Source organism: Flavobacteriales bacterium (assembly GCA_019694795.1).
Lineage (GTDB): Bacteria > Bacteroidota > Bacteroidia > Flavobacteriales_D > UBA2798 > UBA2798.
On the sequence record JAIBBF010000018.1, the window covers coordinates 31876 to 55825 of the forward strand.

Annotated in this window: 32 protein-coding genes; 18 read left to right on the forward strand and 14 right to left on the reverse strand. The window is 38.6% G+C overall.

Annotated features, from left to right (window positions below):
• Positions 1–7: 7 nt before the first annotated feature.
• From K1X56_07620 to K1X56_07645, 6 genes are all read right to left on the reverse strand, one after another.
• Positions 8–1054: an acyltransferase gene (locus K1X56_07620; protein MBX7094570.1), complete on the reverse strand. Its 1047-nt coding sequence runs from the start codon at positions 1052–1054 to the stop codon at positions 8–10.
• Positions 1054–3015, reverse strand: coding sequence for a T9SS type A sorting domain-containing protein (locus K1X56_07625; GenBank protein MBX7094571.1), 1962 nt, complete (start codon positions 3013–3015; stop codon positions 1054–1056). Before K1X56_07625 ends, K1X56_07620 begins: the two co-directional genes overlap by 1 nt.
• Before the next feature lie 160 nt (positions 3016–3175).
• A complete protein-coding gene (locus tag K1X56_07630) occupies positions 3176–3568 on the reverse strand; it encodes an STAS/SEC14 domain-containing protein (GenBank protein MBX7094572.1) in 393 nt (130 codons plus the stop codon).
• On the reverse strand, positions 3565–4170 hold the full coding sequence (locus K1X56_07635; protein MBX7094573.1) for a hypothetical protein: 606 nt from the start codon (positions 4168–4170) through the stop codon (positions 3565–3567). The genes K1X56_07630 and K1X56_07635 overlap by 4 nt, the downstream gene beginning before the upstream one ends.
• Positions 4171–4192: 22 nt before the next feature.
• Positions 4193–4549, reverse strand: a complete 357-nt coding sequence (locus K1X56_07640) for a hypothetical protein (GenBank protein MBX7094574.1) — start codon at positions 4547–4549, stop codon at positions 4193–4195.
• 23 nt (positions 4550–4572) lie between these two features.
• Positions 4573–4986, reverse strand: coding sequence for a TIGR03067 domain-containing protein (locus tag K1X56_07645; protein MBX7094575.1), 414 nt, complete (start codon positions 4984–4986; stop codon positions 4573–4575).
• Positions 4987–5064: 78 nt separating this feature from the next.
• Between K1X56_07645 and K1X56_07650 the strand changes: the two genes are divergently transcribed.
• The 3 genes from K1X56_07650 to K1X56_07660 all read left to right on the forward strand — a co-directional run bounded on the left by K1X56_07650 (position 5065) and on the right by K1X56_07660 (position 6822).
• A complete protein-coding gene (locus K1X56_07650; protein MBX7094576.1) occupies positions 5065–5913 on the forward strand; it encodes a patatin family protein in 849 nt (282 codons plus the stop codon).
• 62 nt (positions 5914–5975) lie between these two features.
• Positions 5976–6341 carry a metalloregulator ArsR/SmtB family transcription factor gene (locus tag K1X56_07655; protein MBX7094577.1) on the forward strand — a complete coding sequence of 122 codons (366 nt, stop codon included), beginning with the start codon at positions 5976–5978 and terminating at the stop codon, positions 6339–6341.
• A complete protein-coding gene (locus K1X56_07660) occupies positions 6325–6822 on the forward strand; it encodes an SRPBCC domain-containing protein (protein ID MBX7094578.1) in 498 nt (165 codons plus the stop codon). Before K1X56_07655 ends, K1X56_07660 begins: the two co-directional genes overlap by 17 nt.
• Positions 6823–6879: 57 nt before the next feature.
• Here K1X56_07660 and K1X56_07665 read toward each other — a convergent pair whose 3' ends face one another.
• The gene (locus K1X56_07665; protein ID MBX7094579.1) at positions 6880–7410 is read right to left on the reverse strand and encodes a YceI family protein; all 531 of its coding nucleotides are present in this window, start codon (positions 7408–7410) and stop codon (positions 6880–6882) included.
• Positions 7411–7573: 163 nt separating this feature from the next.
• Between K1X56_07665 and K1X56_07670 the strand changes: the two genes are divergently transcribed.
• From K1X56_07670 to K1X56_07695, 6 genes are all read left to right on the forward strand, one after another.
• Complete coding sequence (locus K1X56_07670; protein MBX7094580.1) at positions 7574–8515, forward strand: SPFH domain-containing protein; 942 nt, start codon at positions 7574–7576, stop codon at positions 8513–8515.
• Positions 8516–8628: 113 nt separating this feature from the next.
• Positions 8629–9564, forward strand: coding sequence for a ribose-phosphate pyrophosphokinase (locus tag K1X56_07675; protein ID MBX7094581.1), 936 nt, complete (start codon positions 8629–8631; stop codon positions 9562–9564).
• A gap of 21 nt (positions 9565–9585) precedes the next feature.
• Entirely contained in the window at positions 9586–10170 is a 585-nt protein-coding gene (locus tag K1X56_07680) for a 50S ribosomal protein L25/general stress protein Ctc (protein ID MBX7094582.1), read from the forward strand.
• Between the two features lie 15 nt (positions 10171–10185).
• Positions 10186–10749: an aminoacyl-tRNA hydrolase gene (pth, locus tag K1X56_07685; protein ID MBX7094583.1), complete on the forward strand. Its 564-nt coding sequence runs from the start codon at positions 10186–10188 to the stop codon at positions 10747–10749.
• A gap of 32 nt (positions 10750–10781) precedes the next feature.
• Positions 10782–11447 (forward strand): class I SAM-dependent methyltransferase, encoded by a 666-nt coding sequence (locus K1X56_07690; protein MBX7094584.1) that lies wholly within the window; start codon positions 10782–10784, stop codon positions 11445–11447.
• Positions 11448–11461: 14 nt separating this feature from the next.
• Positions 11462–11821 (forward strand): hypothetical protein, encoded by a 360-nt coding sequence (locus K1X56_07695; protein MBX7094585.1) that lies wholly within the window; start codon positions 11462–11464, stop codon positions 11819–11821.
• A gap of 33 nt (positions 11822–11854) precedes the next feature.
• Here K1X56_07695 and K1X56_07700 read toward each other — a convergent pair whose 3' ends face one another.
• Positions 11855–12763: a DUF2490 domain-containing protein gene (locus K1X56_07700; protein ID MBX7094586.1), complete on the reverse strand. Its 909-nt coding sequence runs from the start codon at positions 12761–12763 to the stop codon at positions 11855–11857.
• Between the two features lie 152 nt (positions 12764–12915).
• Here K1X56_07700 and K1X56_07705 point away from each other — a divergent pair, with 152 nt between their 5' ends.
• The 4 genes from K1X56_07705 to K1X56_07720 all read left to right on the forward strand — a co-directional run bounded on the left by K1X56_07705 (position 12916) and on the right by K1X56_07720 (position 16162).
• Positions 12916–13668 (forward strand): hypothetical protein, encoded by a 753-nt coding sequence (locus K1X56_07705; GenBank protein MBX7094587.1) that lies wholly within the window; start codon positions 12916–12918, stop codon positions 13666–13668.
• An 83-nt stretch (positions 13669–13751) separates the two neighbouring features.
• The gene (locus K1X56_07710; protein ID MBX7094588.1) at positions 13752–14570 is read left to right on the forward strand and encodes a TylF/MycF family methyltransferase; all 819 of its coding nucleotides are present in this window, start codon (positions 13752–13754) and stop codon (positions 14568–14570) included.
• Positions 14571–14827: 257 nt separating this feature from the next.
• Positions 14828–15607, forward strand: a complete 780-nt coding sequence (locus K1X56_07715; protein MBX7094589.1) for a hypothetical protein — start codon at positions 14828–14830, stop codon at positions 15605–15607.
• 66 nt (positions 15608–15673) lie between these two features.
• Complete coding sequence (locus K1X56_07720; GenBank protein ID MBX7094590.1) at positions 15674–16162, forward strand: GyrI-like domain-containing protein; 489 nt, start codon at positions 15674–15676, stop codon at positions 16160–16162.
• Between the two features lie 20 nt (positions 16163–16182).
• Here the strand turns inward: K1X56_07720 and K1X56_07725 are convergent, their stop codons facing one another.
• The 6 genes from K1X56_07725 to K1X56_07750 all read right to left on the reverse strand — a co-directional run bounded on the left by K1X56_07725 (position 16183) and on the right by K1X56_07750 (position 20530).
• On the reverse strand, positions 16183–16788 hold the full coding sequence (locus K1X56_07725; GenBank protein MBX7094591.1) for a hypothetical protein: 606 nt from the start codon (positions 16786–16788) through the stop codon (positions 16183–16185).
• A 3-nt stretch (positions 16789–16791) separates the two neighbouring features.
• Complete coding sequence (locus K1X56_07730; GenBank protein ID MBX7094592.1) at positions 16792–17505, reverse strand: hypothetical protein; 714 nt, start codon at positions 17503–17505, stop codon at positions 16792–16794.
• Between the two features lie 7 nt (positions 17506–17512).
• Positions 17513–18301 (reverse strand): RNA polymerase sigma factor, encoded by a 789-nt coding sequence (locus K1X56_07735; GenBank protein MBX7094593.1) that lies wholly within the window; start codon positions 18299–18301, stop codon positions 17513–17515.
• 103 nt (positions 18302–18404) lie between these two features.
• On the reverse strand, positions 18405–19229 hold the full coding sequence (locus K1X56_07740; GenBank protein ID MBX7094594.1) for a universal stress protein: 825 nt from the start codon (positions 19227–19229) through the stop codon (positions 18405–18407).
• A 99-nt stretch (positions 19230–19328) separates the two neighbouring features.
• Positions 19329–20069, reverse strand: a complete 741-nt coding sequence (locus K1X56_07745; GenBank protein ID MBX7094595.1) for a hypothetical protein — start codon at positions 20067–20069, stop codon at positions 19329–19331.
• A 92-nt stretch (positions 20070–20161) separates the two neighbouring features.
• Positions 20162–20530, reverse strand: a complete 369-nt coding sequence (locus K1X56_07750; protein MBX7094596.1) for a hypothetical protein — start codon at positions 20528–20530, stop codon at positions 20162–20164.
• 215 nt (positions 20531–20745) lie between these two features.
• Here K1X56_07750 and bla point away from each other — a divergent pair, with 215 nt between their 5' ends.
• The 5 genes from bla to K1X56_07775 all read left to right on the forward strand — a co-directional run bounded on the left by bla (position 20746) and on the right by K1X56_07775 (position 23600).
• On the forward strand, positions 20746–21516 hold the full coding sequence (gene bla, locus K1X56_07755; GenBank protein ID MBX7094597.1) for a subclass B1 metallo-beta-lactamase: 771 nt from the start codon (positions 20746–20748) through the stop codon (positions 21514–21516).
• 119 nt (positions 21517–21635) lie between these two features.
• The gene (locus K1X56_07760; GenBank protein MBX7094598.1) at positions 21636–21977 is read left to right on the forward strand and encodes an alkylphosphonate utilization protein; all 342 of its coding nucleotides are present in this window, start codon (positions 21636–21638) and stop codon (positions 21975–21977) included.
• A 35-nt stretch (positions 21978–22012) separates the two neighbouring features.
• A complete protein-coding gene (locus K1X56_07765; protein MBX7094599.1) occupies positions 22013–22453 on the forward strand; it encodes a VOC family protein in 441 nt (146 codons plus the stop codon).
• 9 nt (positions 22454–22462) lie between these two features.
• Positions 22463–22825 (forward strand): DUF2200 domain-containing protein, encoded by a 363-nt coding sequence (locus tag K1X56_07770; protein MBX7094600.1) that lies wholly within the window; start codon positions 22463–22465, stop codon positions 22823–22825.
• Positions 22826–22892: 67 nt separating this feature from the next.
• Positions 22893–23600 (forward strand): hypothetical protein, encoded by a 708-nt coding sequence (locus K1X56_07775; GenBank protein MBX7094601.1) that lies wholly within the window; start codon positions 22893–22895, stop codon positions 23598–23600.
• Positions 23601–23950: the final 350 nt, after the last annotated feature.

Here is a 23950-nt window from a genome sequence, read left to right on the forward strand (position 1 = left end):
AGAAATACTATTTTGATTTGGAGCGATGTCCCAATTTCATAAAGTATTTTTCAAAATAGTGATACACGAAATAACTCATCACCAGTGAAACGGGAATTGCAATCAGCCAATTGAAACGGATTAAATCCGGCATGCCTAATTTGCAGAGAATCATTTTTAACGCAATACCTGATAAACTAAATACGATAGGGTGTAAGAGATAAACAGAATAACTGGCTTCTCCCAACCAGCTGAGCGGAGTATGAAGATTTTTTGGGAGCTGACCTTTTACTTTATAAATACCCAGCACCATCATAAAACAGCTTAAGGTAAAAATCAGCCGATTGTAACCGGTAACCAGATAAATGTTATCGCCATACGAAGGATATGCAGTAAACAATGCTAAACCTCCAATCATGAATAACCAGCTGTATTCATTTCGAATTTCTTTTTTCTCGCTGAGAAAACCAATCAGATAACCACCTAAAAACAGAAATACCTGGTTCAAGGGATTTACATAGTTGCGCCATTGTTCGGTGATGGTTTTTTCGGGACTCAGAATTGAAAACGCAAACTGGAGATAGATCAGAAAAATGAGTGCGCTGATCAGATAAAAAACGGATTTGTTGTTTTTGCTGAAATAAATGAAAAAAGGGAAAAACACATAGAAGACCAGTTCATTTCCGATGGACCACACTCCGGTGGAGAAGTAGGTGTCCCATTTTACAAATCCAAATAATCCGCTCAGATTTAAAAACAAATTTTCCCAATTGGGTATTTCTCGTTTTAATAAAACGCTTGCAATGGTAGCCAACCATAGCAAAGGGAAAATCCGGAAGAATCGTTTTTTAGCAAACTGAAAAAGATCTTCCCGGTTAGGAACCATGCGTTGGATGTACACATGATAAAGTGTTAAACCGCTAAGCACATAAAAAATGGAAACACCGTAAACACCCACACGACCCATAAACGATTTCGATTCGAAATTTCCGTAGGTCCACGACAAATAATGGTACAGCATTATTCCAAATGCTGCAATGCCTCTGAGGTAATCGAGATTGTGTAAACGGTTCATCAGTTGCGGATCACTCTGCGGATGATTCTGTTTTCTTTGGAATTACTCAATTGAATGAGATAGGCTCCTTTTGAATAATTACTCAGGTCAACCACCGTTTTACCGGTGAAAACACCACTGTAAACAAGTCGACTGCGGGTATCGAATATTTCAATTTTATTTTGTTCGGCCGAAGTTGTTTCAATAGTGAAAATTCCATTATTCGGATTCGGATAAATTAAAAGTTCAGGAGATGAATGGTCTGCTTCCTGAATACCCACAAATAAGTTGGCATCATTGGTAATGCTTCCCGTTCCATTAATAATCCAGTTGTTGGGATCAATGCCGTTTACGGATGCAAAAGAAGGAACATTCGGAATGAGGAATTGTTCCATGTTGGAGGCAATCTGAAAACGAATGATGGTGTCCGGCAATGATGTTCTGCTGAATTTTAATTCAAGATCATTGGTAAATGTTGGAGTAACTCCGGAAGCAGAGGTGCTGTGGGTAATTTGAACATGCATGTCGTTTCCACTTTTATTCCAGCGAACCTGATAGGTTGGAAATCCTTCTCCAAAATACCATTCCTGCATAAAATTGGTAAAGTCGAGTCCACTCACCGTTTCTGCCACATGAATAAAATCCAAACCTGTAGCTACTGAATCTTTAAAATCGATTTGATATTGCTTCAGCGTATTGAAAAAATCGGTATCGTCGTTCATTAAAAAGCGCAAAGTATGAATGATCGCAGCGCCTTTGTCATACACTAATCGTCCGTCGAAAATACTTGCATCATTGAGGGAGTCCAACACCCAAACCGAACCGCCGGGTTGCGATTTGATGTTTTGATGACGATTCGCCATATCCATGATTTGCTGACCCGGATATAAATTTTCCAGCATCAGGTATTCCGAATAGGAAGCAAATCCTTCATTTACCCAGATATCGCACCAGGAGGCACAAGTTACCTGATCGCCAAACCATTGATGTGCTAATTCGTGACAAGTAAGTGTATTGCTGAAAAATCCCTGGGTAGTCATGGTTTGATGTTCCATACCACCACTGATTGGAGCCATGCAGTGACCGTATTTTTCATCGGCAAATGGATATGGACCGAACAATACATCATAGAGCACAATGAAATCTGCGGTCTCGTCGATATCCGCCTGGAAATTGGGTAGTGTACCGGGATTATTGTAAATATAATTCTGAATTAAAACCGGACCTGATCCTGCAGGGTATGCGGTTACGTTGTACTCAATGTATTCAGCAACAGAAACGGAAATTAAATAATAGTCGATCGGGTGACGATGTTTCCATTCGTAGCGGGAAGTTCCGTTGCCCAGATCAACCACCTGTTGCAATAATCCATTAGAACCGGCTTTGCAGGCATTGGGAACGGTGATCCAAACTTCACAACTGTCTGCTTTATCTTTTAACGATTGCTTGCAAGGAAACCATTCATAAGCAGCAAATGGTTCCGATAAACTCCAGGTGACCTGATTTCCCCAGGAAGGAGAAAATGCATTGGTCATTCCGCCTCCGCCAAGTGGATTAGTTTGCGCTGTAGGAGGAGTTCCATTGTATTCTACGCGAATAATAAAGTTCTCATTCTGCAATTTATTCACCGGAATTTTAATGGCCGTATTTATTCTCGAATAAGAAACCGGATTTCCGTCGACAAACATTCCTGTTATGGTAAACGAACTGAAAAATTCTATTAAAGCAGAATCCAAATCCTCATTGGCACTGGCGTGAATTTCAGTTGCGCCGGAAAGGGTGGTGCTGGTGTTGGTCATTGCCAAATCGAGAAAATAAAAATGAACATCGTATCGTTCAGTTTCTGCTATTTGAGAAATACTGAAAGTATTACTCCGCAATTGCTGATTTTGAAACGATTTTACATGCGAGCAATGTCCGCTTTGATCTTGTGCCTGTACAAGCGCAGGAAGAAAAAGCAATAAAAAGGCTATTTTTTTCATGATGAAGAATGAATCCGAAATATAAGTAAAATAGTTTGCTGAGAAGCCTTTATTGAGGGAACGGAGAAAGGTTGGCAGTTAGAGGATTAAGTTCCTGCCGAATGTAACCCCGCCATCTATCTCTGAATTCTTACTGCATGTAAATAGGAAGCAATTACGTTTATCCTTGAACTTTGTGCTTTAGACTAAGCAGCCATTTCATTGCTTCTTGCTCATTGGTAAATGATTTCATGGGGATAGGTGGATTTTGTAAAGCAAATACCATTTTCATAACCAATTGAGATAATCCTGGTTTGGATACCATGGCCATGGCGGAATAAATCTCTGCCACTTTTTTCGAAGAGTGTTGGCGTGTTGCTTTGTCGGGAACAGGCGATTTAGTTAAGTGGATTAACAAAGGAACCGGTTTTCCGCCTGTAATTTTTTTAACCAGCGCTACATTTTCATCTATAAGCGAAACCGTACGTTGAATGTTTTTCGAATAAGAAATTAAAATTCCGTTATCGAGAAGTTGATAATCTGCTATGGTCCCCTGTATTAAATCCTGTTTCATTTTTTTTCTCTTAACGATGGAAAATTATCCAAATCAATATCGGGAAATTCCCCATTGCATTTCTTAATCAGTTTGCCGACCAATCCATTTTTTTCATCGGGTCGACCAACACGAACGGATAAAAAGCATTCCGGATTGGACTCATCAATATATTCATCTGCCGAATAAGATTCTCCTGTTACTGCATCTTCATCGATTTCGCTGCCCAGAAAAAATCCGGATCCAATTTTTGCTCTGCCTTTAAATTCCGCTTTTTTATCCTTTTCCTCAAAGGTTATCAGGTACGAAAGCGAAGTGTATTTATCGCGTAACAACTCGACTTGAATTTTAAGTTTGTTTTTTTCTCCCTGTAGTATCGTTTTTGAGTTTAGCGCAGGTTCCTGTGGGAAAAAGATAGTGTCGGTATCATTTGAAATAATCAGATGATCCTTGATCACTGTTTTTTCAGCGCCGATATTATTTTTAATTTCTTCAAGTAGCTCTTCATCATAAAGAGAACTCATTGGCGTTTCCAGTTCTTGTTGCGATTCTGTGAGACTGTCCTTAGCCACGGGTTTTAATTCATTTTTTTGCTCGGTAGAGGTGCACGATAGTACCAGCATGAAAATTGGAATAAGCAGAATGTTATTTCGCATAACGTTTTTTAAAGAAGTGAAAAATATAAATGACGGATAATAGCATAAAGGGTAATGCGCAAAGCAATATCCGAAAATGAAGCGTTATTAATCCAATAAAAAAGAGTAATCCAAAAAGCGGGAGGAGCATCACAAACGAAAAAAGGGCGGTCCATTTCGATTTGTCAGGATATAGTGCGGAGTACAAGAGGAGGATTTGTCCGACTAAAGGAAAAATCACCATGGGATGAAATAGAACATCCTTAGCGGGAAAACCTGAAAATAATAGTTCTCTTTCCAATTGAAACGTATACGCATGTTGTGTTCCCCACTCGGTATATCCAATGAGTGTGCATAAAAATGCCATCAAAAAATACATCCGTTTTTGCTTCATTCTTTTCGTTTAAACTCAATCAGGTATCGGGTAGGAAAATCTTTGGTGATAAATTCCGAAGGATATCCTGAACCACTCAATTCATAGATGATGATTAAATGTTCATTTTCTATTTTATAGAGCGCTTTAAAATGCAGGTCGGTATTGGGCCCCTCCTTTCCTATAATATCCATTGTATTTCCATTTACTCTGATAATTCCCTTATCGGTATCTTCTGCTTTTACCACATAGGTGCTATCCTTAATGGTGAGCGACTGATTGGCGTAATAAGAAGGCGGCACATCATTCCCCTGAAATTCCTGCCTTACGGGAATCCAGGTTCCCTGTAGCGTTTGTAGTTGACTTTTCGGTTGTGTGGCGCATGACCAAATCAATAGAATAAAAAGCAGGAATGCAGTTCGATTTTTCATGCGGAAAAAATACAATATTTTCTTTCACTGGCGATTAGAATCCGTATAGAATGTTCTTTTTTCCTATTTTTGATTTGCATGAATCACGCTTTGGTTATACAAGGAGGAGGTTTCCGTACGGCTTATAGTTCGGGTGTACTGGATGCTTTTATGGAATTGGATTATTTTCCCTTTAACCAAATTGTAGCGGTTTCCGGTGGAGCAATTGCTGCTTCCTATTATATTTCCCGTCAACCGCGGAATTGTTTTAATTCCATTTGCTTTCTTGCCGAAAAGGGAAGATTTGTAAACATAAGCGGCGTTTTCCGTTCACGGCCATTAATGGATGTTGATATTTTTCATGCCATTTCTTCCACGCATTTTCCATTTGATAAAACAGCAGCGCTCCGTCACCTTCGTGATAAGCAATTCAGAATTGTAATGACCTCCCGCAAAAGTGGTCAAGCTTTCTATTGTGATCCCACTCAATGCCAATGGGAGGAGGCGGTAATTGCATCTTGTTCGCTTCCTTTTATCACCAAGGGTGAACAATTTATTTTAGGCGAGGCGTACATGGATGGAGCCTGGAGTGATCCCTTGCCGGTGGAATTTGCATACGGACAAGGCGCTCGAAAAATTACGGTGGTGCGGACCACTCCTCAACATGAAAAAGGCACAAAAACCTGGTTCGATCGGGTGGGTGAGTTGTATTACCGCAATCACCTTCCTTTAAAATCGACATTTTCCGATAATCATATTTACTTTAATAAAGCCATAGAATTCCTCAATCACCCTCCGGCTGACCTGGAAGTGAACCAAATTGCGCCTGCTACTCCATTGAAGGCCGGTTTATATACCACTTCCAAAGCGCTTCTTCATGAAGATTATCATCAGGGATTGGAGGCGGGACGCCGTTTTGTGAATCAGGAGCTTAGTTTGACTGTATAATTTTTTTTATTTCTTTTTGTGTAACCAAATGGTTTCCTATATTTGTAACCAAATCGTTACATATGGAGACCCGCAGAGATGTTTTTCAAGCTATAGCAGATCCTACCCGAAGGGCTATTTTGGGTTTGCTGGCTACGCAGAGCCTTACCTTAAATGCCCTGGCCGAAAATTTTGAGGTGAGTCGTCCCGCCATTTCCAAGCATGTCAAAATTTTAAGCGAGTGTGGTTTAATCGAGATCGACCCCAATGGCAGGGAGCGTTATTGCAGAGCGCGAATGGATAAATTAAGCGAGGTATCAGATTGGGTAAATCAATACAGCAAATTCTGGGAATCGCAATTGGATGCCCTGGATCTTTATTTACAGCAATTACAGAACAGAGAACATAAAACAGAACCCAAAAACAAAAATCATGGAAAAACCATTTAAGATTGTCCGCACTTTAAAAGCTCCGCGTGAGCTGGTGTTTGAGGCTTTTACTCAGGAACAGCACCTGAAACATTGGTGGGGACCAACCGGTATGCAGTTGGAAGTAATTAAACTGGATGTTCGCGAAGGCGGAAGTTTTCATTATAAAATGATTGGTGAAAACGGTATGTTTGGATTTGGTATTTTTCATTACCGGAAAATTAATGCACCAAACAGCATTGAATTCACCAGTTCATTTGCCGATGAAACAGGAGAGATTATTCGTCCACCATTTCCCGGAAATTTTCCGCTTCGTGTTTTGAATGTGTGGGAATTTTCGGAAGAGAATGGAGAGACCACCATTACTTTACAAGGCTGGCCTTTATCTGATGATCCGAAAGAAATCGATTTCTTTGCGGGTATGCACGAAAGTATGAATGGAGGTTTCTCCGGGACATTTGCAAATCTGGAAGCATACCTCACGAAAATTATGCAATCGTAATTGGTATAGAAATTTTTATAATAAAAAAGGGCAGGATGATTTTCCTGCCCTTTTTATTTAAGCTTGTTTTACCAGCTGAATTTCGCCGTGTATTTTAATATCATCACCCAGCAAAAATCCTCCTGCTTCTAATGGAGCATTCCAGTTTAATTCCCAATCCTTACGGTTGATTTTTCCATCCACCGTAAATCCTGCTTTCTGATTGCCCCATGGATCTTTTGCAATACCGTTGAATTCGGCATTCAGTGTTACTTCTTTGGTGATTCCTTTAATTGTCAGATCACCAGCTAAAGTCATATCCGAACCATTGGCTTCTACTTTTTTTGCAACAAATTTCAATTCAGGAAATTTATCCGCTTCAAAAAAATCACCACTGTGCAAATGTGCATCGCGTTGATCGTTGTTGGTAAAAATGGATTTGATTTCGGCTGTGACTTCAACTTTAGCTCCCGAAAAATTTTCTCCTTCGGTTTCTGCTGTTACCTGAAACGATTTGAATGAACCGTTTACATTCGAAATCATTAAGTGACGGATTTTAAATCCTAATTCGCTGTGGGTTGGGTCGAGCGCCCATTTAATTGTTGACATATTTTTTAAGTTTTAGTACAATTGTTGTATATACAAATGTATGGATTCTTTTTTATTTTCAAACTGCTAAACCGATAATTTTTGTCATTTTTTCAGTAGTGTTTGTAAATCAGCCGATTTTGAATGAACTTAGACCAAAATTTAGAACACCATGAATCCAGACATGATTGCACCTTTTGCTATAGTGGGAGTGATTGTCCTCCTGCTTTTAATTTCAACTTTTTCCACAATCCAGCAAGGAACAGTGGGAGTAATTACCGTTTTTGGTAAATACCGTCGCATTATGTTGCCCGGTTTAAATATGAAAATTCCTTTTATTGAGAAAGTTTTTCGTCGCGTTAGTATCCAGAACCGTTCCGTTGAACTGGGTTTCCAGGCGGTAACGGTGGACCAGGCCAATGTGAATTTTACGGCGATGTTGTTGTTTTCGGTGTTGGACCAACAAGAAGAAACGATAAAAAACGTGGCCTTTAAATTCGTTGACGAGCGAAATTTTATGCAGGCTTTGGTTCGTACGGTAGAAGGTTCTATCCGCGCTTATGTGGCCAGTAAAAAACAAGCAGAAATTTTATTGCTGCGTCGCGAAATTGTAGAAGAAGTGAAAGGTCATCTCGATAAAACACTTGAAGATTGGGGGTACCATTTGCTCGATCTTCAGATGAATGACATCACGTTTGATGATGAAGTAATGCGCTCCATGGCGAAAGTAGTAGCCTCTTCCAATATGCGTGCTGCTGCAGAGAATGAAGGTCAAGCTTTATTGATCACCAAAACCAAAGGTGCCGAAGCGGAAGGTAATGCAATTAAAATTGCTGCAGAGGCCGAAAAAGAAGCGGCTATTTTGCGCGGTCAAGCCGTTGCCCGTTTCCGTGAAGAGGTGGCTAAAGGTCTTTCCGGTGCTGCGAAAGAAATGCAACAGGCGAATCTCGATTCCAGCTTTATTCTCTTCACCATGTGGACAGAAGCCGTTAAGAATTTTGCGCAAGAAGGAAAAGGAAACCTCATTATTCTGGATGGCTCAGTAGATGGCATGAAGAAAACCCTGAAAGAGTTATCTGCCGCCTCTAAAATGGGACTGTTCGAAAACCCTGAAAAACAGGACTAATCCTCGTTTTAAACGATAATTTTCAGAAAAGGCGTATTTCCATCCGGATTTGCGCCTTTTTCTTTTGAGCAAAGCCTTATTTCCCTTACATTTGCAGCCCAAATCACAGGGATATGTCAACCGGTATAAAATTCTTCGCGGGCCGTGCAACGCAGGATCTTGGAAAAAAGATCGCTGAAAGTTATGGCGCCAATCTTGGTCAGGTAGCTGTTTCCACCTTCAGTGATGGTGAGTTTCAGCCTTCCTTTGAAGAAACCGTGCGCGGTAAAGATGTTTTCATTGTACAAAGCACCATTCCACCGAGTGATAATTTATTCGAATTGTTGTTGCTCATCGATGCAGCGAAACGTGCCTCGGCGAAACGTGTGGTTGCAGTGATTCCTTATTTCGGATTTGCCCGTCAGGATCGTAAAGACAAACCCCGTGTTTCCATAGGCGCGAAACTGGTAGCGAATTTACTTACTGCAGCCGGTGTGGATCGTATCGTTACGATGGATTTGCATGCGGATCAGATTCAGGGATTTTTTGAAGTTCCGGTGGATCATCTTTTTGCGAGCACCGTATTTATTCCCTATGTACAAAGTTTAAATCTACCTAATCTTACCATGGCAGCACCGGATACCGGAGGAACAAAACGTGCCAATGCTTATGCGAAGTACCTCAATTGCGAATTAGCGATTTGTTATAAACAACGCAAAAAAGCAAACGAGATTGAAAGCATGACCGTAATTGGTGATGTTGCCGGGAGAGATATTGTGTTGGTGGATGACATCATTGATACTGCAGGTACATTAACCAAAGCGGCAGACATGATGCTAGAGCGTGGAGCGAGCAGTGTTCGCGCTATTTGTACACATGCCGTTTTATCGGGCAGTGCTTACGACCGCATTGAAAAATCAGGAATTTCCGAATTGATCGTTACCGATACCATTCCGCTTCGTCAGCAAAGCTCCAAAATCCGGGTGCTTACCGTAGCGAATTTGTTCAGCGATGTAATCAGCCGCGTTCAAAATTTCGAATCAATCAGTTCACATTTTATTATTCAGTAACCAATTAATTAAACATACAAAATGAAAAAAGTATCATTGAGCGGTTCGCCAAGAGCGGGCGTAGGGAAAAAAGATGCTGCCGATTTGCGCAACGAAGGAAAAATCCCTTGTGTTCTTTACGGAGGCACAGAACAAGTTTCTTTCAGTGCAAACGAAAATGAATTAAAAAAAATCGTTTGGTCGCCAGATGTATTTATGATTGAGCTCGACATCAACGGCAGAAAAGGTAATGCCCTGATTAAAGATGTTCAGTTTCACCCGGTGACAGATCGTTTAGTTCATATTGATTTTCTTGAACTTTTCCCTGGTAAACCAGTTAAAGTAAAACTTCCTGTTCGTCTTGTTGGATCTGCAGAAGGTGTTAAAAAAGGTGGTAAACTTCTTCAGAACTTCCGTAAAATTTCTGTTTTCGGTGCTCCTGAAAATCTTCCTGATTTAATTGAAGTAAATGTTGAAGCCTTGAACATTGGCGAAAATATCCGCATCAAGCATGTTTCTATTGACGGTATCCGTCTGTTAGAAGCTCCTGAAGCAGTTATTGCCTCTGTACAAACTACCCGTAATGTTGCTCAGGAAGCTGCAGCAGCTGCTACCGGTAAGAAATAATAAATTGCATTCGCTATGAAGTACCTCATCGTAGGATTAGGCAACATTGGTAGCGAATACGAAGATACCCGACATAATATCGGATTTTCAGTGCTGGACGCTCTCGCAAGGGCGTCCAGTGCTGTTTTTAGTCAGGACCGACTCGCTTATCACAGCGAAATAAAATTCAAAGGCCGTACGCTGGTTTTAATCAAGCCAACCACCTACATGAACCTTTCCGGTAAGGCCGTCAATTATTGGTTGCAGCATGAAAAAATTCAGGCGGAAAACATGATGGTGGTAACGGATGATTTAGCACTTCCATTCGGAAAAATAAGGATTCGTCCCGCAGGAAGCGATGGCGGACATAACGGACTAAAAGATATACAGGCCACCTTGGGACATGCCAATTACCCCCGCTTACGTTTTGGAATCGGTGCTGAATTCTCTAAAGGAAAACAAGTGGATTATGTATTGGGCAAGTGGAGCGAAGAAGAATTAAAAACACTTTCTGCACGTATTGATCTTGCTTGTGAAGCAATAAAAACATTTGCAGCAGCTGGATTGCAGCATGCCATGAACGGCTATAACAACAAATAATATTTTCCTAACTTACTGGAAAATATTTCTCCATGTCGCTATCGGAAGAGCGTAAAAAAAACAAAGAAGAAAGTCTGAATGTGTGGAATGGTCTGGCCGATGTGTACCAGAAAAAATTTCAGCCTATTCGTATTTACGATGAAAGTTACCGGGAATTAATTAAGATGATACCGCCTTCATCCCATGTGTTGGAATTGGGTGCGGGACCCGGAATGATTTCATCCTTTGTACATGCTTCCAGAACTGATTTACGTTTCACTATAACTGATGCAGTTCCTTCGATGGTAGAATTAGCGGCACGAAATCTTCCAACTGCAAAGGTTTTTCAATTGGATACGGATCAGATTTCAACCTTAACAGAAAATTACGATGCTGTGATAATGGGTTTTTTAATTCCTTATTTATCGATGACGGAATTGGATGATTTGTTTTGCGATTTAAAAATGAAAACGAATACGAATTGCGTCGTCTATGTAAGTTGGGTAGAAGGTAACGAAGAAGCATCGGGATGGAAAATAAATTCACGTGGTGAACGGGTTTACTTTTATTATCACCAGGGTGAAAAGGTGTTGCAAAGCTTGCTTAGGTATTTCAGTTTAACAGAAAGTAAATTATTACAGGTAGAATATCCGGTGGAGAATGGACAAGAAATTCATTCCATAGCTATATTAAAATTGCGCAGAAAAATTAATGCGTAGATTTAAAATTTCAGATGAAAACAAAGTATAATTTTCTTATTCCGATTGGCGCAATTTTACTTACGCTGCTGTTGTTTTATGTTCTGAGCAATTTTGTGTTAGTGGCAAATCCGGATCATGCACCTGTGGCAGCCAATGGAAAAGGTGTTGCCAAAGGTCTTTCGATTTTTGCTGCGTCGCTAAAGCAAATTTTTCTTCAAATTTATTTTTCACTGTGGTCGGCAGCTATTTCGCTAATGGGAGTGCTGTTATCCCTTTCGCTTGCCTTAAAATTTCAGAAACGAGATTCGGTTTATTTGCAGGGAATAAAAAATGCAATAGGAATTAACATTATTGCTTTTGGACTCCTGGTATTCTTTTTAATATGGATATAAAAAAATCCCGAACGAATCCGGGATTTTTTTGACTTAGATTTTTACTTCCGCTTTTTTCTTTTTAAAGAATAAGTTGAAGTTTTCGAAGATCACATAGACCTGCATGATATTATTCTTTTCAATTTTATGTCCTGTTTCTACAAGTTGATTAGTAACGCTGTTATAAGAACTCGATACACGGTTTGCAACTTGTAATCCATATCCCAATTCGAAGCGCATCGGGTATTTCATTTTAGGTTTGTATCCCAATAAACAAAAGGTTCGATTTTGATCCCAAAGTTTATTGTTATTGGTGTTTTCTCCTAAACCTAAAAACACTTCATTCCAGGTAACGATATAAAATGTTTTATCTTCTAATGTTGTGTGTTTTCCCAGTGGAATGGTAGCACGTAAAAAATAACGCATTCTCATTTTATAGTTGTTCGAAGGAAAATCCAATCCCATTCCATATCCTACACCTCCGGAAGTATCTGCCACTTTGGTTCCGATATAACGGAATTCATAACGGTATCGCTGATCGATCATTACTCGTCCGATTTTATTGCTGAGGGTTAATTGCGGACAAATTCTGAATTCGGGTTGAATCAAGGTTTTTCCTCCTCCTTCACTCGGCGGAGTCCAAGTTTCCCAAAATCCCAATGGCGACAATGATAAACGAACTGATTCATTCAATTGATAGTGGATCCATGGGCGATATACATGCTGAAATTTGTATTTGAATAAATTTCCAGTTGCATTGGATACATCATCAGGGTCCGACATTCTTCTATACTGATAATCGAGCTGCCATTTGAATTTGCCGCCGATCTTACCGTTAATTACGGTTTCCGTCCAAAATGAATTGCGCTGAAAATATTCTCTTTGCTGCGCATTAAGGCTTGATCCCAATAGCAATAGGATAAAAATCACTACACTTTTAATACTTATTGAATTAACCCTCATAATTGTTTTTTTATGTTGGGGCAAAATTAAGTTCATGATTTATTCATAAATGATCACTTAATTTATCTTTGTATTAATTAAATATTAAGCTGGTTAATTTAATGTTACCAAATATTAATCATTGATTTCCAGTGATTTTATAGCTTTGTTGTGTGAAAAATCTAAGACTCGTTGCGCTGTTCACAGTGCTTTATTACCCACTATTGGCGCAGAAGTCAAACCTGGAAATCGGGATTGGAATTGGAAATAATGGTCAACTCGAAAAAACGATGAATGACTTCTATTTCTATGGTCACGAAACAGCCTATTTAGATGATACCTGGGACGATAAAACGAATACGATGAAGTTTTCCTTTACCGGGGCTTATTTTATAAAGGATGACGTTGCGCTTCGTGTAAAAGCAGGATATGCCATTCGCAGGGATCAGTATGCACGGGTGAGGCCAACGGAAATTGTTGATTATACCATCGAGCAAAATGTGGTAAATGTAAATCCGGGAATTTCATTTCAGAAAAAATGGGAGCGGTTTAAATTGACCACCGGTTTCGAAATTCCTCTATTTTTTGTGAATCAATTTTTGATTCAGGAGAACTATACACAGAAACCCGATTCAGTGAACATCGCATTTCAGAATGTCAGTACCCTTACCATGCCCGGGGGAATGATGTTTGGGTTAAATCATTTTGTTGGAATTCGCTATCAGCTTAATGATGTCATTGGTATAGGTGCCGAATTCAATTACGGATTACTTTATTCGAAGTTAGGAGGGGAAATTGTACAGGAAGGAACCACGACGATTCCTGCTTTTGCTACCTCGGTTTATAAGTACACTAAAACCTATAACAAACTCTTTTTTTCGTCGCCCGAAATTTCTATGGGGATTTATTTTAATCTGACGCGTTAAATACACCGCCTTTAAATGGGCCAATCGGTACGTTCCTACACTTTGAATCGAAGGAGGATGGGTATTTACTACATTGAAATCTCATGGCCTCCTCTCTCTATATTGCCTTGTTGAAGAAAATGCTGGTAGATTATGATGCTATTGAAACTTCAGAATGGCATCCTTTATTTATCGTTGAACCGAATTACAAAACGTTTTGGTTATTTCCGCTTGATCGTTTGTTGCGGAAAAGAAATTTTTCGATTGGAAAATTAATTCCCGTTACAGAAGAATTACGAGTAGAAGGTCTCGATTGGCCGGCCAGGGCAAAAACCATGATCGGATTAAAGCGACTTGACAATATTGAGTTGTGTGTAGAATCCATATTAAAAGATAATATTCCCGGCGACTTTATAGAAACCGGTGTTTGGCGTGGTGGGGCCGGAATGTTGATGCGTGCTATCTTGTTGGAGAAAAATATTGTTGACCGAAAAATCTGGTTGGCAGATTCATTTCAAGGTTTGCCCAAACCGGATGAAAAAAATTATGCAGCAGACAAAAATAATCCGCTGTATAAATACAAGATTCTTAAAGCGAGTCTGGAAGAAGTTATTCAAAATTTTAAAAAGTTTGATTTACCACTGGATCAAGTTGAATTTGTTCAAGGCTGGTTTAAGGACACCCTGCCTCAATGTAAAGTAGAACAACTCTCACTCCTTCGACTGGATGGCGATTTATATGAATCCACCATATTGGCGCTTGACCATTTATACCCCAAACTTTCTCAAGGCGGATTTGTAATTGTAGATGATTATAATGCCTTTCCAAATTGCAGAAAGGCAGTTGATGATTTTCGGACCAAATTTGGAATAAATCAGGAGCTAATTACGATTGATCGCGAGGCTGTGTATTGGAGAAAATGAAGGAGAAAAAAATTCAGCATATTTATTGGTTCGCTTATTATGGACTTTCATCTCCAAGCGTAAGATACAGGGCCTTATTTCCATTGCAGGATTTTAATGCAAAAAGGGAAATAACTTATGATTTAGTTTTGCCCGGATATAAAATCAAAAACTTACTTCAATTTTTTAAGGTATATTTTTCTATTCTCTTTTTTAGGAAAAAGCATTCGATCATCGTTATACAACGAATTCAATCGCGCTTTATTTATGCTTTTCTTTTGAAGCTTCTGATTAGAATTAGAAATGACAATACGATTTATGATTTAGATGATGCAGATTATCTCGATACGGATCCAACTACCATTTATTATTTTGCGAAACATTGTTCTGCAATTGCGGCCGGAAGCGAGCGCATTAAAAGGCATTTGGAGGCATTTAACAGAAATGTTTTTCATGTTACTTCACCAGTGGTTGATTTAGGTATCTGCAAAGGCAAGCGAAATGAAAAATTCACCATCGGCTGGATAGGCGATTTCGGAGGTGAACACCGGCGCTGTCTGGAAGAGCTGCTGTTTCCTGTGTTAATTGATATCGATTTTCCGGTTACTCTTGTACTAATGGGAATTAAAACATTCGAAGAGAAATCTCAGGTTTTGCAGCAATTTACTTTTTCAAAAACCATTTCTTTAGAAATACCAATGGATATTGACTGGACGAATGAGCACTCAATTCAACAGGAAATCTCCAAATTTGATGTTGGTATAGCAACACTGAATAATAAACCGATTCAACTCTCTAAATCCGGAATTAAGGCCAAGCAATATCTCAATAATGGAGTGCCAACCATCAGTTCTGATTTAAAAGAAAACAATCGTTTTGTTATGCATGAGAAAAATGGTTTTCTCTGTACCACATCAATAGAGTTTCTTAAGTCTATTCGGCGCTTAAGGGATATGGATGATTCGAATTATGAATTAATGGTGACTGAAGCCTTAAATTCGAGGGTTTATTTTAATCATGATTATTACTATCATGCTATTCTGGAGATGGTAGATTAGATGTATATATCGCTTTAAACTGCTTAATGTCGAATTATTCCAATTAGTGTCAGGATAATTCTATATTTGGAAATGCATCTGAATCCCGAAATAGTTCAACTTTCTGAAAAACGGTTATTCGGGAAAATGGGATTAATTTCATTTGCGCAATTTAATGTTGCGCCCATTTGGAAATCCTTTCAGCAGGAGAAGCATGGTTTAGTCCCAGCAAAACCCTTTGAAGTTATTTCAGCAGCGGTATATCCTTCCGGATTTTTTAAATCATTTAATCCCACAACTCCATTTGAAAAATGGGCAGCCCTGGAAGTAAAGCACGATGCAAATCTGCCGGATGGATTTTTAGAATTAATTATTCCAGACGGATTCTATGCCCGCTTTTTATATAAGGGATCATCTGCAGACCGAAGTTTTATGCAGTCGATTTTTAGCGAGTGGTTGCCTGCTTCAGAATATGAATTAGATGATCGTCCACATTTCGAGATCCTGGGTCCTAATTACCGGAACAATGATCCTGAATCGGAAGAGGAGATTTGGGTGCCGGTTCGGAATCGATAAGCGTTATTGATTAAAAGCTATCAATCCACTTCAAAACCTTCTTTTAAACGAATTCCGGTTAACTCCCGAATTTCAGCAATGAATTGATCCAGCTGTTCTTCATTTTCGGTGGTGAGCAGGAGAATTTCATTTTCCTTGTAATCCCTGATTGAAATGGACCAGGATGGGACACCCCTAAGCTTGTTCCTTCGTTCTTTGTAATAGACAACAGTTGATTTTACCAGTTCTTTTACAGTATAAAAGGGGATTTCAAAACTGTTGTTGTAAATTATTTTTTTGTTGTCCCCATCAATGGTGATGCTTAAATTTTCATAGGCCCGTTTCATGAAAATAATGCCCGGAAGAATAAACAACAATGGAAAGGGGAAAAAATAAAGTAATGATTGGGGTGATTGACTGACCAGCCCATAGAGTATCAGTATTCCGATGGCAATGAAACCTAAAGCCCATTGGTATAGATAGGTTGAATTGGTGGTGATAAAGATTTTATTCTCTTCCCGACTTACAAACCGGTAGGAGTATTGCTCTTTTTGTGGACTTATTAAAGATGGAATCAGATATTTGGTGCTCTTAAGGATAAAATTAAATACCCGGTCTTCCCATCTTATTTTAGATTTTTTTTTCATGCTTTAAATTCCCGCACTTATCAGCATACAGGTATAGGAAAACAAAAAAGATGACACATTAATTATTCGCGATTTGATGCCTGAATTTAATTGCCGGTTTTCCACTTTATAATATCGTTTAAATGTAATCACCGTAAAGGTGTAGGTAATAATATAAACCATCATAATATCGATATGTGCGGTTCGGATAGGTTTTGGTCCGCCTAACATTTGAATTTCCCAAATGAACCAGGTAGAAAATCCAACCAATGCAAGGTACATGGCTCTTAATGGATTTTCGTTTTTAAGCAGCCACTTAAAATTGGTTCTTTCTGAATAAAAGACATACATCTCCAGTCCGGTCGAAAAAAGTGTTAATCCAAAAAGTCCCAAATAGAATTTAGACGCGATGCTTTTGGGAAGATCAAAATAATGAGGGATGGCATAGAGGAGGAGAAAATATTGAAATAGCGATAGAAAAATGAAAATTCCTCCTACTGCTTTTGCATTTTCATTCAGATAGTATTTGTCTTTTAGAAAAAGAGCCATCGATAAATTGACCCATAAACTGAATAGAAAAAATGCAATACAAAAAACACCCATGATGTAGTTCGGTTCATTGGGATCAATTGCAGCATATATGGCTTTTCTAAAGGGTGCCGTAATTAGAAATGAAACCCCTAGTGCAAAATTGACCAGGGTGTCGGGATTAAAGGGAAGTTTAATTTTTTGTTTCATTGATAATTTAAATTTTACGGCGGTCATTTTCTCCAAGACTTTCCCATAATATCTGCATGATGGTTTCTTCCACTTTAGCACCATTTCCATTTAGCGGATGAATGGACCGGATAATATTCATGCGGAGATCCAGATTTTTTTCCGGAGAATTTTCGGGTTTCATTCCGAGGGCATTCAGTTTAATTTCGGCATCCGAATAGCCTTGCAATGTATCATTGAGCTCAGCACATTGGTAACACATGCCTTGCTTGTTGATGATGGCACATCGGTGCTGGTATTTCTCCTTCAATTCTTTTCTTCCTTCGAACAACAAGTGTTTAACCACGCCTTCGCTTAAATTTAAAATATCAGCAATTTCATTTCGTTTAAACTCATACACTTCTTTTAGAATGATGGCAATTTGTTTTTCAAGAGAAAGATTTTTAGTGATGCAGGTAAAACAATAATTGATGTGTTCTTCCAGTTCAAATTTTTGTTCGGTCTGACTCCGGAATGATCCGACTATTTTCTCCAGATTTTTAGGATCCGATTCTGCTGCTTTTCTGCAGGTGTCCTGCGCATCCAATTCCCATCGGCGTTTTACCCGTTGCTGATCTCTCGCAATATTGGTAGCAATACTAAATACCCAGGTTTTTAAAGAGGATTCTCCCTTGAATAAGTGATATTTTTCGCTGGCACGGATAAAGGTGTCGTGAAGAATATCTTCGGCATCCTGTTTATTGGCTGTTAAACGGTAAAGGTAACCTAACAGTTGGTCGGAAAAATTGGAAAAAGCAGATGAAATTTCAGAATTCATATATCCAAATACCTGGTCTTGTTCTAAACAGTGGCGAAATATACAACCATTGAAAGATACAAAAAAGATAGTGGAAATAATGACCTTGAAAAATCAACAAGTTTTAGCACAACTGCTCATTGCTAATTACCAATAATGGAAGTGTGGTGCTCACGGTCATGGTTCCTGAATTGCTGTTTTTTATCAGCGACTCGAAAAATCCCATGCGGTGGTGGACCATTACCAGTAAATCGGCATGGTTTTCTGTAGTTCCATCAAGAATACCTTGCTGGATATTTTTGTTGCGCACATATTGAAATTGGTAATCCAGATCTTTGAGAAGTGGTTTTAATTTTTCCTCCATCTGTTGATCGGGTTCTCTTTCGTTTTCTTTATTAAGGACATGCAACACATCCAGTTTTGCCGCATTGATTTTTACCATATTTCTTAAGGTGGTGAGTTCACAATTTTCTTTTATGTATTGTGCATCGCAGGCATAGGTTATTTTTTTAATGCCTTTATACTTGCTGGTGTCCGGAACAACCAGTAATGGAAATTGCATTAATTGAATTGCGGAAGTGGTAGTGTTTCCAAACCATTTATATTCCGGCAAATTATTTTGAATGCCCATAACGACTAAATCTACCCGATGATCCGAAGTATATTCTTTCAGGTTTTCGATCGTGTCGTTTTGGCGGATTTCAAAATCAACCGCAATACCGTATTTTGAATGAAGGTCCAGTGCTATTTTGTTTAATTCACTTTTATGTTGTGCCATTAATTTATCGATGGTTCCGGTATTTGCAAGTGCATTACTGGCATGAATACTTAATTTAAACACATGAAACAAAGTTAATTTTGCCCCTGAAATACGGGCTAACTCAGCAGCATAGTGAGTGGCATTATTTGCAGGTTCAGAAAAGTCGGTGGGGACCAAAATGGACTTCATATTGCTTTTTTACAAAAATGAAAAAGCCATCAGGTCCGGGTTATGACTTGCATCATGAATTTTTATGATGTTATACGGAAAATTGACTTTCTTTTTGTTCTAATTGGTGAATTTAAGCTGATGTACATCTATAACGATTAATTGTGGTCCCTTTCTCGCCTTCCCGTTTTTCTTTCGGGGTGTTACAATGCGGAAAGAAGGGTAGGGAATAGTATCAACCTGTTGATGACGATAAACTACATTGGCAGCTTTTGCCCATTGACCGAAGATGTCAACGGTATAATTATGCTGCTTTAACAATCCTGTTTGTGAATCGAAAATGAATTCTTGTTTTTTGCAGTGGGTTGGAATATCATTCGGGAATTCTGCAATGAGCATTCCATCTTTTGGAGAGGTCCATTTTATTTTTTCGTTAGAAAGCAGATTTGGAAGCGTGAAATAATTCCAAAATGCATAATTGGCAAAATAGCACATATCGAGATCATCCCATTTGAAAAATCGTCTGCCTCCGGGAAAATACGAACGAGCATTTTTGCGTTCGCTAAGTGTATCGCCTTTGGTGTTTACAAGGCGTACTGTTTCTCCATCGAGAACACCAGTTATATCCGGATTTTTATTAATGGGACTAATACTGCACCATGGACGATGGATTTCCATTTTAAGTTTAACATGATCAAATTTATTTCTGCCTTTTAGCCGAAATGCCAGCCCATGATCCGAAACCTCTGCTTCAATGTATTTATAATTGCGCCATACATGACTTCCTCCGTAGGCACTTATTACTTTTTGCTTAAGCAAGTTCAGGCTACTATCACTGGAATTTTCAGTTTCATTTCCCATTATCTGGATTTTATTTTTTGAAAGTACATCAGTCCTCGAACCGGGAATCTCATTGATGATACCAAGGAAGGCAAACAGAATCAATTTTGCATTCATCGATTCAACTTATCACGCAGTGAAATTATTATCCAATTTGCGACCCAGGTTTCTATTAAACTTAAAGGTATCGCATAGGTTAAAATTTCAACAGGTAGGACTTTCATGTTCCCGATAACCAGCCACATTTGTACAAAGGAGAAAAACCATGTAATCGCAGTGCTGTCCCTCATGGAGAAACGCTTGCTGATAATGGAAATCAGGATAGCGAATATCAATGCCCATAATCCCCAAATTGCACCGTTGACAGGTTCCGTAGGGAATTGAAGTCCCATGTTTTCATAATGTTTTGTCCAAATGGCTATTAGCCAAAGCTGGTTTCTGCCAAATTCGCATAAGCTTATCCAAATCCAGGCGATAAACACGGGTAGAATTATTGAACGGAGGTTTTTCATATTGACTTTTTATTGTTTAGACGAATTAGCGTGTAAAAACGGTCGGACATATTTTTGACTGAGACTTCTTTTTTCTTTCGCGCCGCAACGATTATAACAGCGTATATATTGAGGCGACCTAATTTTTAAATTATTATATTCAAACTATTAAAATTCATTTATATTCATCAAAATGTTTTTTATATATGAAAAATAGGGCTTTTCATTTTTTGTTTGTACTGATAACAAGTGTTTTTTTTGCGCTATTTTCTACTCATGGATTTTCCCAGGATTCTCTAAAAAAATTGATTGTTACTCCTCTCATAGGTGATTTTTATATTTACACCACATTTGGAGATCCGGGTAATGGCAGTGCTTATCCAGCTAATGGTATGTATTTAGTGACAACAGAAGGCGTTGTTTTGTTTGACACCCCCTGGGATACAACGCAATTTTTACCCTTATTACATCATATTGAAAAAAGCCATCATCAAAAAGTAGTAATATGTTTTGCTACCCATTTTCATGAGGATCGAACTGCTGGATTAGAATTTTACCGGAAGAAAGGAATTAAGACATACACCTCTAAATTAACGGATGAATGGTCGGTTAAAAAACAACAACCACGCGCTGAATTTTTGATGTTTAAGGATACATTGTTTCAAATTGGAACCTATCAGTTTGAAATGATTTATCCGGGACCCGGACATGCGCCTGATAATATTGTATTTTGGTTTGACAAGGAAAAAATTCTTTATGGCGGATGCTTAATTAAAAGTAAAGACGATCGGCATTTAGGAAATTTGTCAGATGCCAATATAGATGAATACGCCAACAGCTTGAAAAAATTAAAGATGAAGTGTCTAAATCCAGGTTACGTCATACCGGGTCATAACAGCTGGAGTGATCCTTCTTCGTTGGAGCATACGCTAAAAATGGCAGAGCGTGCTAAAAGAAAAAAGAAAAAGAAGAACTGATAATTGAAAGTAATACTTCTTTAATGCGGTGCAGTTATTGCTTTTTTATCACCCGGTGAAGAAATTGCCTTTTGTAGGGTATAAATGATTAATTTTGGAAGATATAAACGAATTGTCCTATGTCTGAAGAAATGAAAAAATGTCCGCAGTGTGAATGTCCTTATGGCTACGCTTTGCGCGACGATTTGTATTGTTGTCCGGAATGTGCCCATGAGTGGAATCCTGCTGAATTGGCGGCAGAAGGTGCATTGGTGGTGAAAGATTCCAATGGAAATATTCTTCAGGATGGAGATTCGGTAATTGTGATTAAAGATTTACCGGTGAAGGGAGCTACGGGTCCCGTTAAAGCAGGTACCAAGGTGAAAAAAATTCGTTTGGTGGAAGGAGATCATAATATCGATTGCAAGATTGACGGTTTTGGCGCTATGGCCTTGAAATCGGAATTTGTCAGAAAAGCATAAGGAAGAAATCCTTGAAGTGAATTAAAATTTAATGTATGGCAAAGCCTATTTCTACCTGTGTTTGGTATCATTCATCCTTGTCGTTATCCGACATTATGAATTATTACCAACGTATTTTCGCTGAGCAATTTTCATTTGGTTCGATCAATAAAATCAGTGATACGCCCAGTGGTGCAACTGAAATGTGCAATGCCGAATTATTAGGTAATTCCTTTATGTTTATTAAAACAGCTGAGGAACATCAGCCCATTAATGATGCCATATCATTTGTAATTCATTGTAAGGATCAACAGGAAATAGATAAGTATTGGGATTATTTTACCAATGAGGGGAAAGCATCTCAGTGTGGTTGGTGCATTGATAAATTTGGATTGCGTTGGCAAATCATTCCTGAAAATCTAGGTGCATTAATGGCGAAACCCGGTTCATGGGAAGTGATGATGAAGCAGCAAAAAATTGTGATTTCAGAATATTAATTGGAGATTATGACCACCACGCCAGAGCATGATGCTAAAATTGCTAAAATCACCTTTGCATCTGTTTATCCCCACTATCTGAACAAAGTGCTTAAAAAGGGAAGAACAGAATTGGAGTTGTTAGAAGTGATTGAATGGTTGACCGGTTTTAATTCGAAGGAAGTAGAAAAATTTATTCAGGAAAAAAATACATTCAGCGAATTTTTTAAGCAAGCGAAAGTAAATCCCAATGCTAAGCGTATCACCGGTGTGATTTGTGGATACAGAGTTGAAGAAATTACTACTGAACTGACCAGGAACATCCGTTATTTGGATAAGTTGGTCGATGAACTGGCAAAAGGGAAAAGCATGGATAAGATTTTAAGGAAGTAAGGCGAAGGTAAGTGGCCGACAGGATTTCTTTGAATGAGGAGTTGATACAATTTAATCCGAAATAAAAATGAACTACGCCATACATACTCCCCGTGTAGATCTCCAAATGGATTTACCACTTTATCTTCCGCTTGGATTTATTTTAATTGCATTACTTACTGTTTTTCTTTTTGTCCGCTCAGGCAGTAGTACTGTTTTAAGTTTAGTTGTTGTTGGTTGGACCATCCTTCAGTCGGTACTAGGAATTTTGGGTGTTTATCAGGACACTGAATCGCTTCCTCCGCGATTGATGTTAATGGGGATTTTTCCTGCTGTCATTTTTATTGTGTTTTTATTATCCAGTCATTGGGGCAGAAAAAATAATGCAGCCTTTCAGGCAGAACGATTGACCCATTTACACATCATTCGCATTCCCGTAGAAATTAGTTTATCTCTGCTTTATCATGCAGGTTTAATGTCGGTGTATATCACCTATGAAGGAACCAATTTTGATTTATTCTCGGGAATTACTGCGCCAATCGTAGCATACTTTATATTTCGGTCCGGGAAATTATCGAAACGCGTTTTATTGATCTGGAATTTTATTTGTTTGGGTTTGTTGCTAAATGTGGTTGTTACCGCCATTTTTGCATTTCCTTCTCCGTTGCAAAAGATTGCATTTGATCAACCTAATGTTGCTGTATTGTTTTTTCCATTCAACTTGTTGCCAACCTTAATTGTACCTCTTGTGTTATTGTCACATTTGGTAGTGATTCGACAATTGTTGAAGAAATAATGGATTGAATATTCTCTTGGTAAATGCTGTTCGATCAATGCTTGTTATTGGGTTTGGAGTTGAGTTTGTAGAATACAAATCCAAATCCGGCCACCAGGTGAAGCATAACGATGATAAAAATAATTGTTCCCATGATGATTAATTTTTATGCAATTACGGGAATGATTTGATTTATGAATGTGATTAAAGTCCTAAAGCGAATGATTGTCATCATATTTTAGGCTAAAAAGCAAGTCCTCGTTGTGTTTCTGCTTCTTAAGGGCCATTTTTTTGCCTTCTGGTTGCTTAAAACGACCGATTGTTTAGTTTGAAGCCATGTATGAAGCAAAATGAATAGATTTATTTGTCCT

Bases quoted from the DNA above. Each gene is read 5' to 3' on its own strand.
- K1X56_07695 (MBX7094585.1), top strand. From the start codon at position 11,462: ATGAAAACAAAGTATAATTTTCTTATTCCGATTGGCGCAATTTTACTT.
- K1X56_07635 (MBX7094573.1), bottom strand. From the start codon at position 4,170: ATGCTGGTACTATCGTGCACCTCTACCGAGCAAAAAAATGAATTAAAA.
- K1X56_07770 (MBX7094600.1), top strand. From the start codon at position 22,463: ATGACCACCACGCCAGAGCATGATGCTAAAATTGCTAAAATCACCTTT.
- pth (MBX7094583.1), top strand. From the start codon at position 10,186: ATGAAGTACCTCATCGTAGGATTAGGCAACATTGGTAGCGAATACGAA.
- K1X56_07670 (MBX7094580.1), top strand. From the start codon at position 7,574: ATGATTGCACCTTTTGCTATAGTGGGAGTGATTGTCCTCCTGCTTTTA.
- K1X56_07765 (MBX7094599.1), top strand. From the start codon at position 22,013: ATGGCAAAGCCTATTTCTACCTGTGTTTGGTATCATTCATCCTTGTCG.
- K1X56_07655 (MBX7094577.1), top strand. From the start codon at position 5,976: ATGGAGACCCGCAGAGATGTTTTTCAAGCTATAGCAGATCCTACCCGA.
- K1X56_07645 (MBX7094575.1), bottom strand. From the start codon at position 4,986: ATGAAAAATCGAACTGCATTCCTGCTTTTTATTCTATTGATTTGGTCA.
- K1X56_07665 (MBX7094579.1), bottom strand. From the start codon at position 7,410: ATGTCAACAATTAAATGGGCGCTCGACCCAACCCACAGCGAATTAGGA.
- K1X56_07630 (MBX7094572.1), bottom strand. From the start codon at position 3,568: ATGAAACAGGATTTAATACAGGGGACCATAGCAGATTATCAACTTCTC.
- bla (MBX7094597.1), top strand. From the start codon at position 20,746: ATGAAAAATAGGGCTTTTCATTTTTTGTTTGTACTGATAACAAGTGTT.
- K1X56_07640 (MBX7094574.1), bottom strand. From the start codon at position 4,549: ATGGCATTTTTATGCACACTCATTGGATATACCGAGTGGGGAACACAA.
- K1X56_07625 (MBX7094571.1), bottom strand. From the start codon at position 3,015: ATGAAAAAAATAGCCTTTTTATTGCTTTTTCTTCCTGCGCTTGTACAG.
- K1X56_07760 (MBX7094598.1), top strand. From the start codon at position 21,636: ATGTCTGAAGAAATGAAAAAATGTCCGCAGTGTGAATGTCCTTATGGC.
- K1X56_07730 (MBX7094592.1), bottom strand. From the start codon at position 17,505: ATGAAACAAAAAATTAAACTTCCCTTTAATCCCGACACCCTGGTCAAT.
- K1X56_07660 (MBX7094578.1), top strand. From the start codon at position 6,325: ATGGAAAAACCATTTAAGATTGTCCGCACTTTAAAAGCTCCGCGTGAG.
- K1X56_07775 (MBX7094601.1), top strand. From the start codon at position 22,893: ATGAACTACGCCATACATACTCCCCGTGTAGATCTCCAAATGGATTTA.
- K1X56_07675 (MBX7094581.1), top strand. From the start codon at position 8,629: ATGTCAACCGGTATAAAATTCTTCGCGGGCCGTGCAACGCAGGATCTT.
- K1X56_07620 (MBX7094570.1), bottom strand. From the start codon at position 1,054: ATGAACCGTTTACACAATCTCGATTACCTCAGAGGCATTGCAGCATTT.
- K1X56_07690 (MBX7094584.1), top strand. From the start codon at position 10,782: ATGTCGCTATCGGAAGAGCGTAAAAAAAACAAAGAAGAAAGTCTGAAT.
- K1X56_07725 (MBX7094591.1), bottom strand. From the start codon at position 16,788: ATGAAAAAAAAATCTAAAATAAGATGGGAAGACCGGGTATTTAATTTT.
- K1X56_07650 (MBX7094576.1), top strand. From the start codon at position 5,065: ATGAATCACGCTTTGGTTATACAAGGAGGAGGTTTCCGTACGGCTTAT.
- K1X56_07700 (MBX7094586.1), bottom strand. From the start codon at position 12,763: ATGAGGGTTAATTCAATAAGTATTAAAAGTGTAGTGATTTTTATCCTA.
- K1X56_07745 (MBX7094595.1), bottom strand. From the start codon at position 20,069: ATGGGAAATGAAACTGAAAATTCCAGTGATAGTAGCCTGAACTTGCTT.
- K1X56_07735 (MBX7094593.1), bottom strand. From the start codon at position 18,301: ATGAATTCTGAAATTTCATCTGCTTTTTCCAATTTTTCCGACCAACTG.
- K1X56_07740 (MBX7094594.1), bottom strand. From the start codon at position 19,229: ATGAAGTCCATTTTGGTCCCCACCGACTTTTCTGAACCTGCAAATAAT.
- K1X56_07710 (MBX7094588.1), top strand. From the start codon at position 13,752: ATGGCCTCCTCTCTCTATATTGCCTTGTTGAAGAAAATGCTGGTAGAT.
- K1X56_07680 (MBX7094582.1), top strand. From the start codon at position 9,586: ATGAAAAAAGTATCATTGAGCGGTTCGCCAAGAGCGGGCGTAGGGAAA.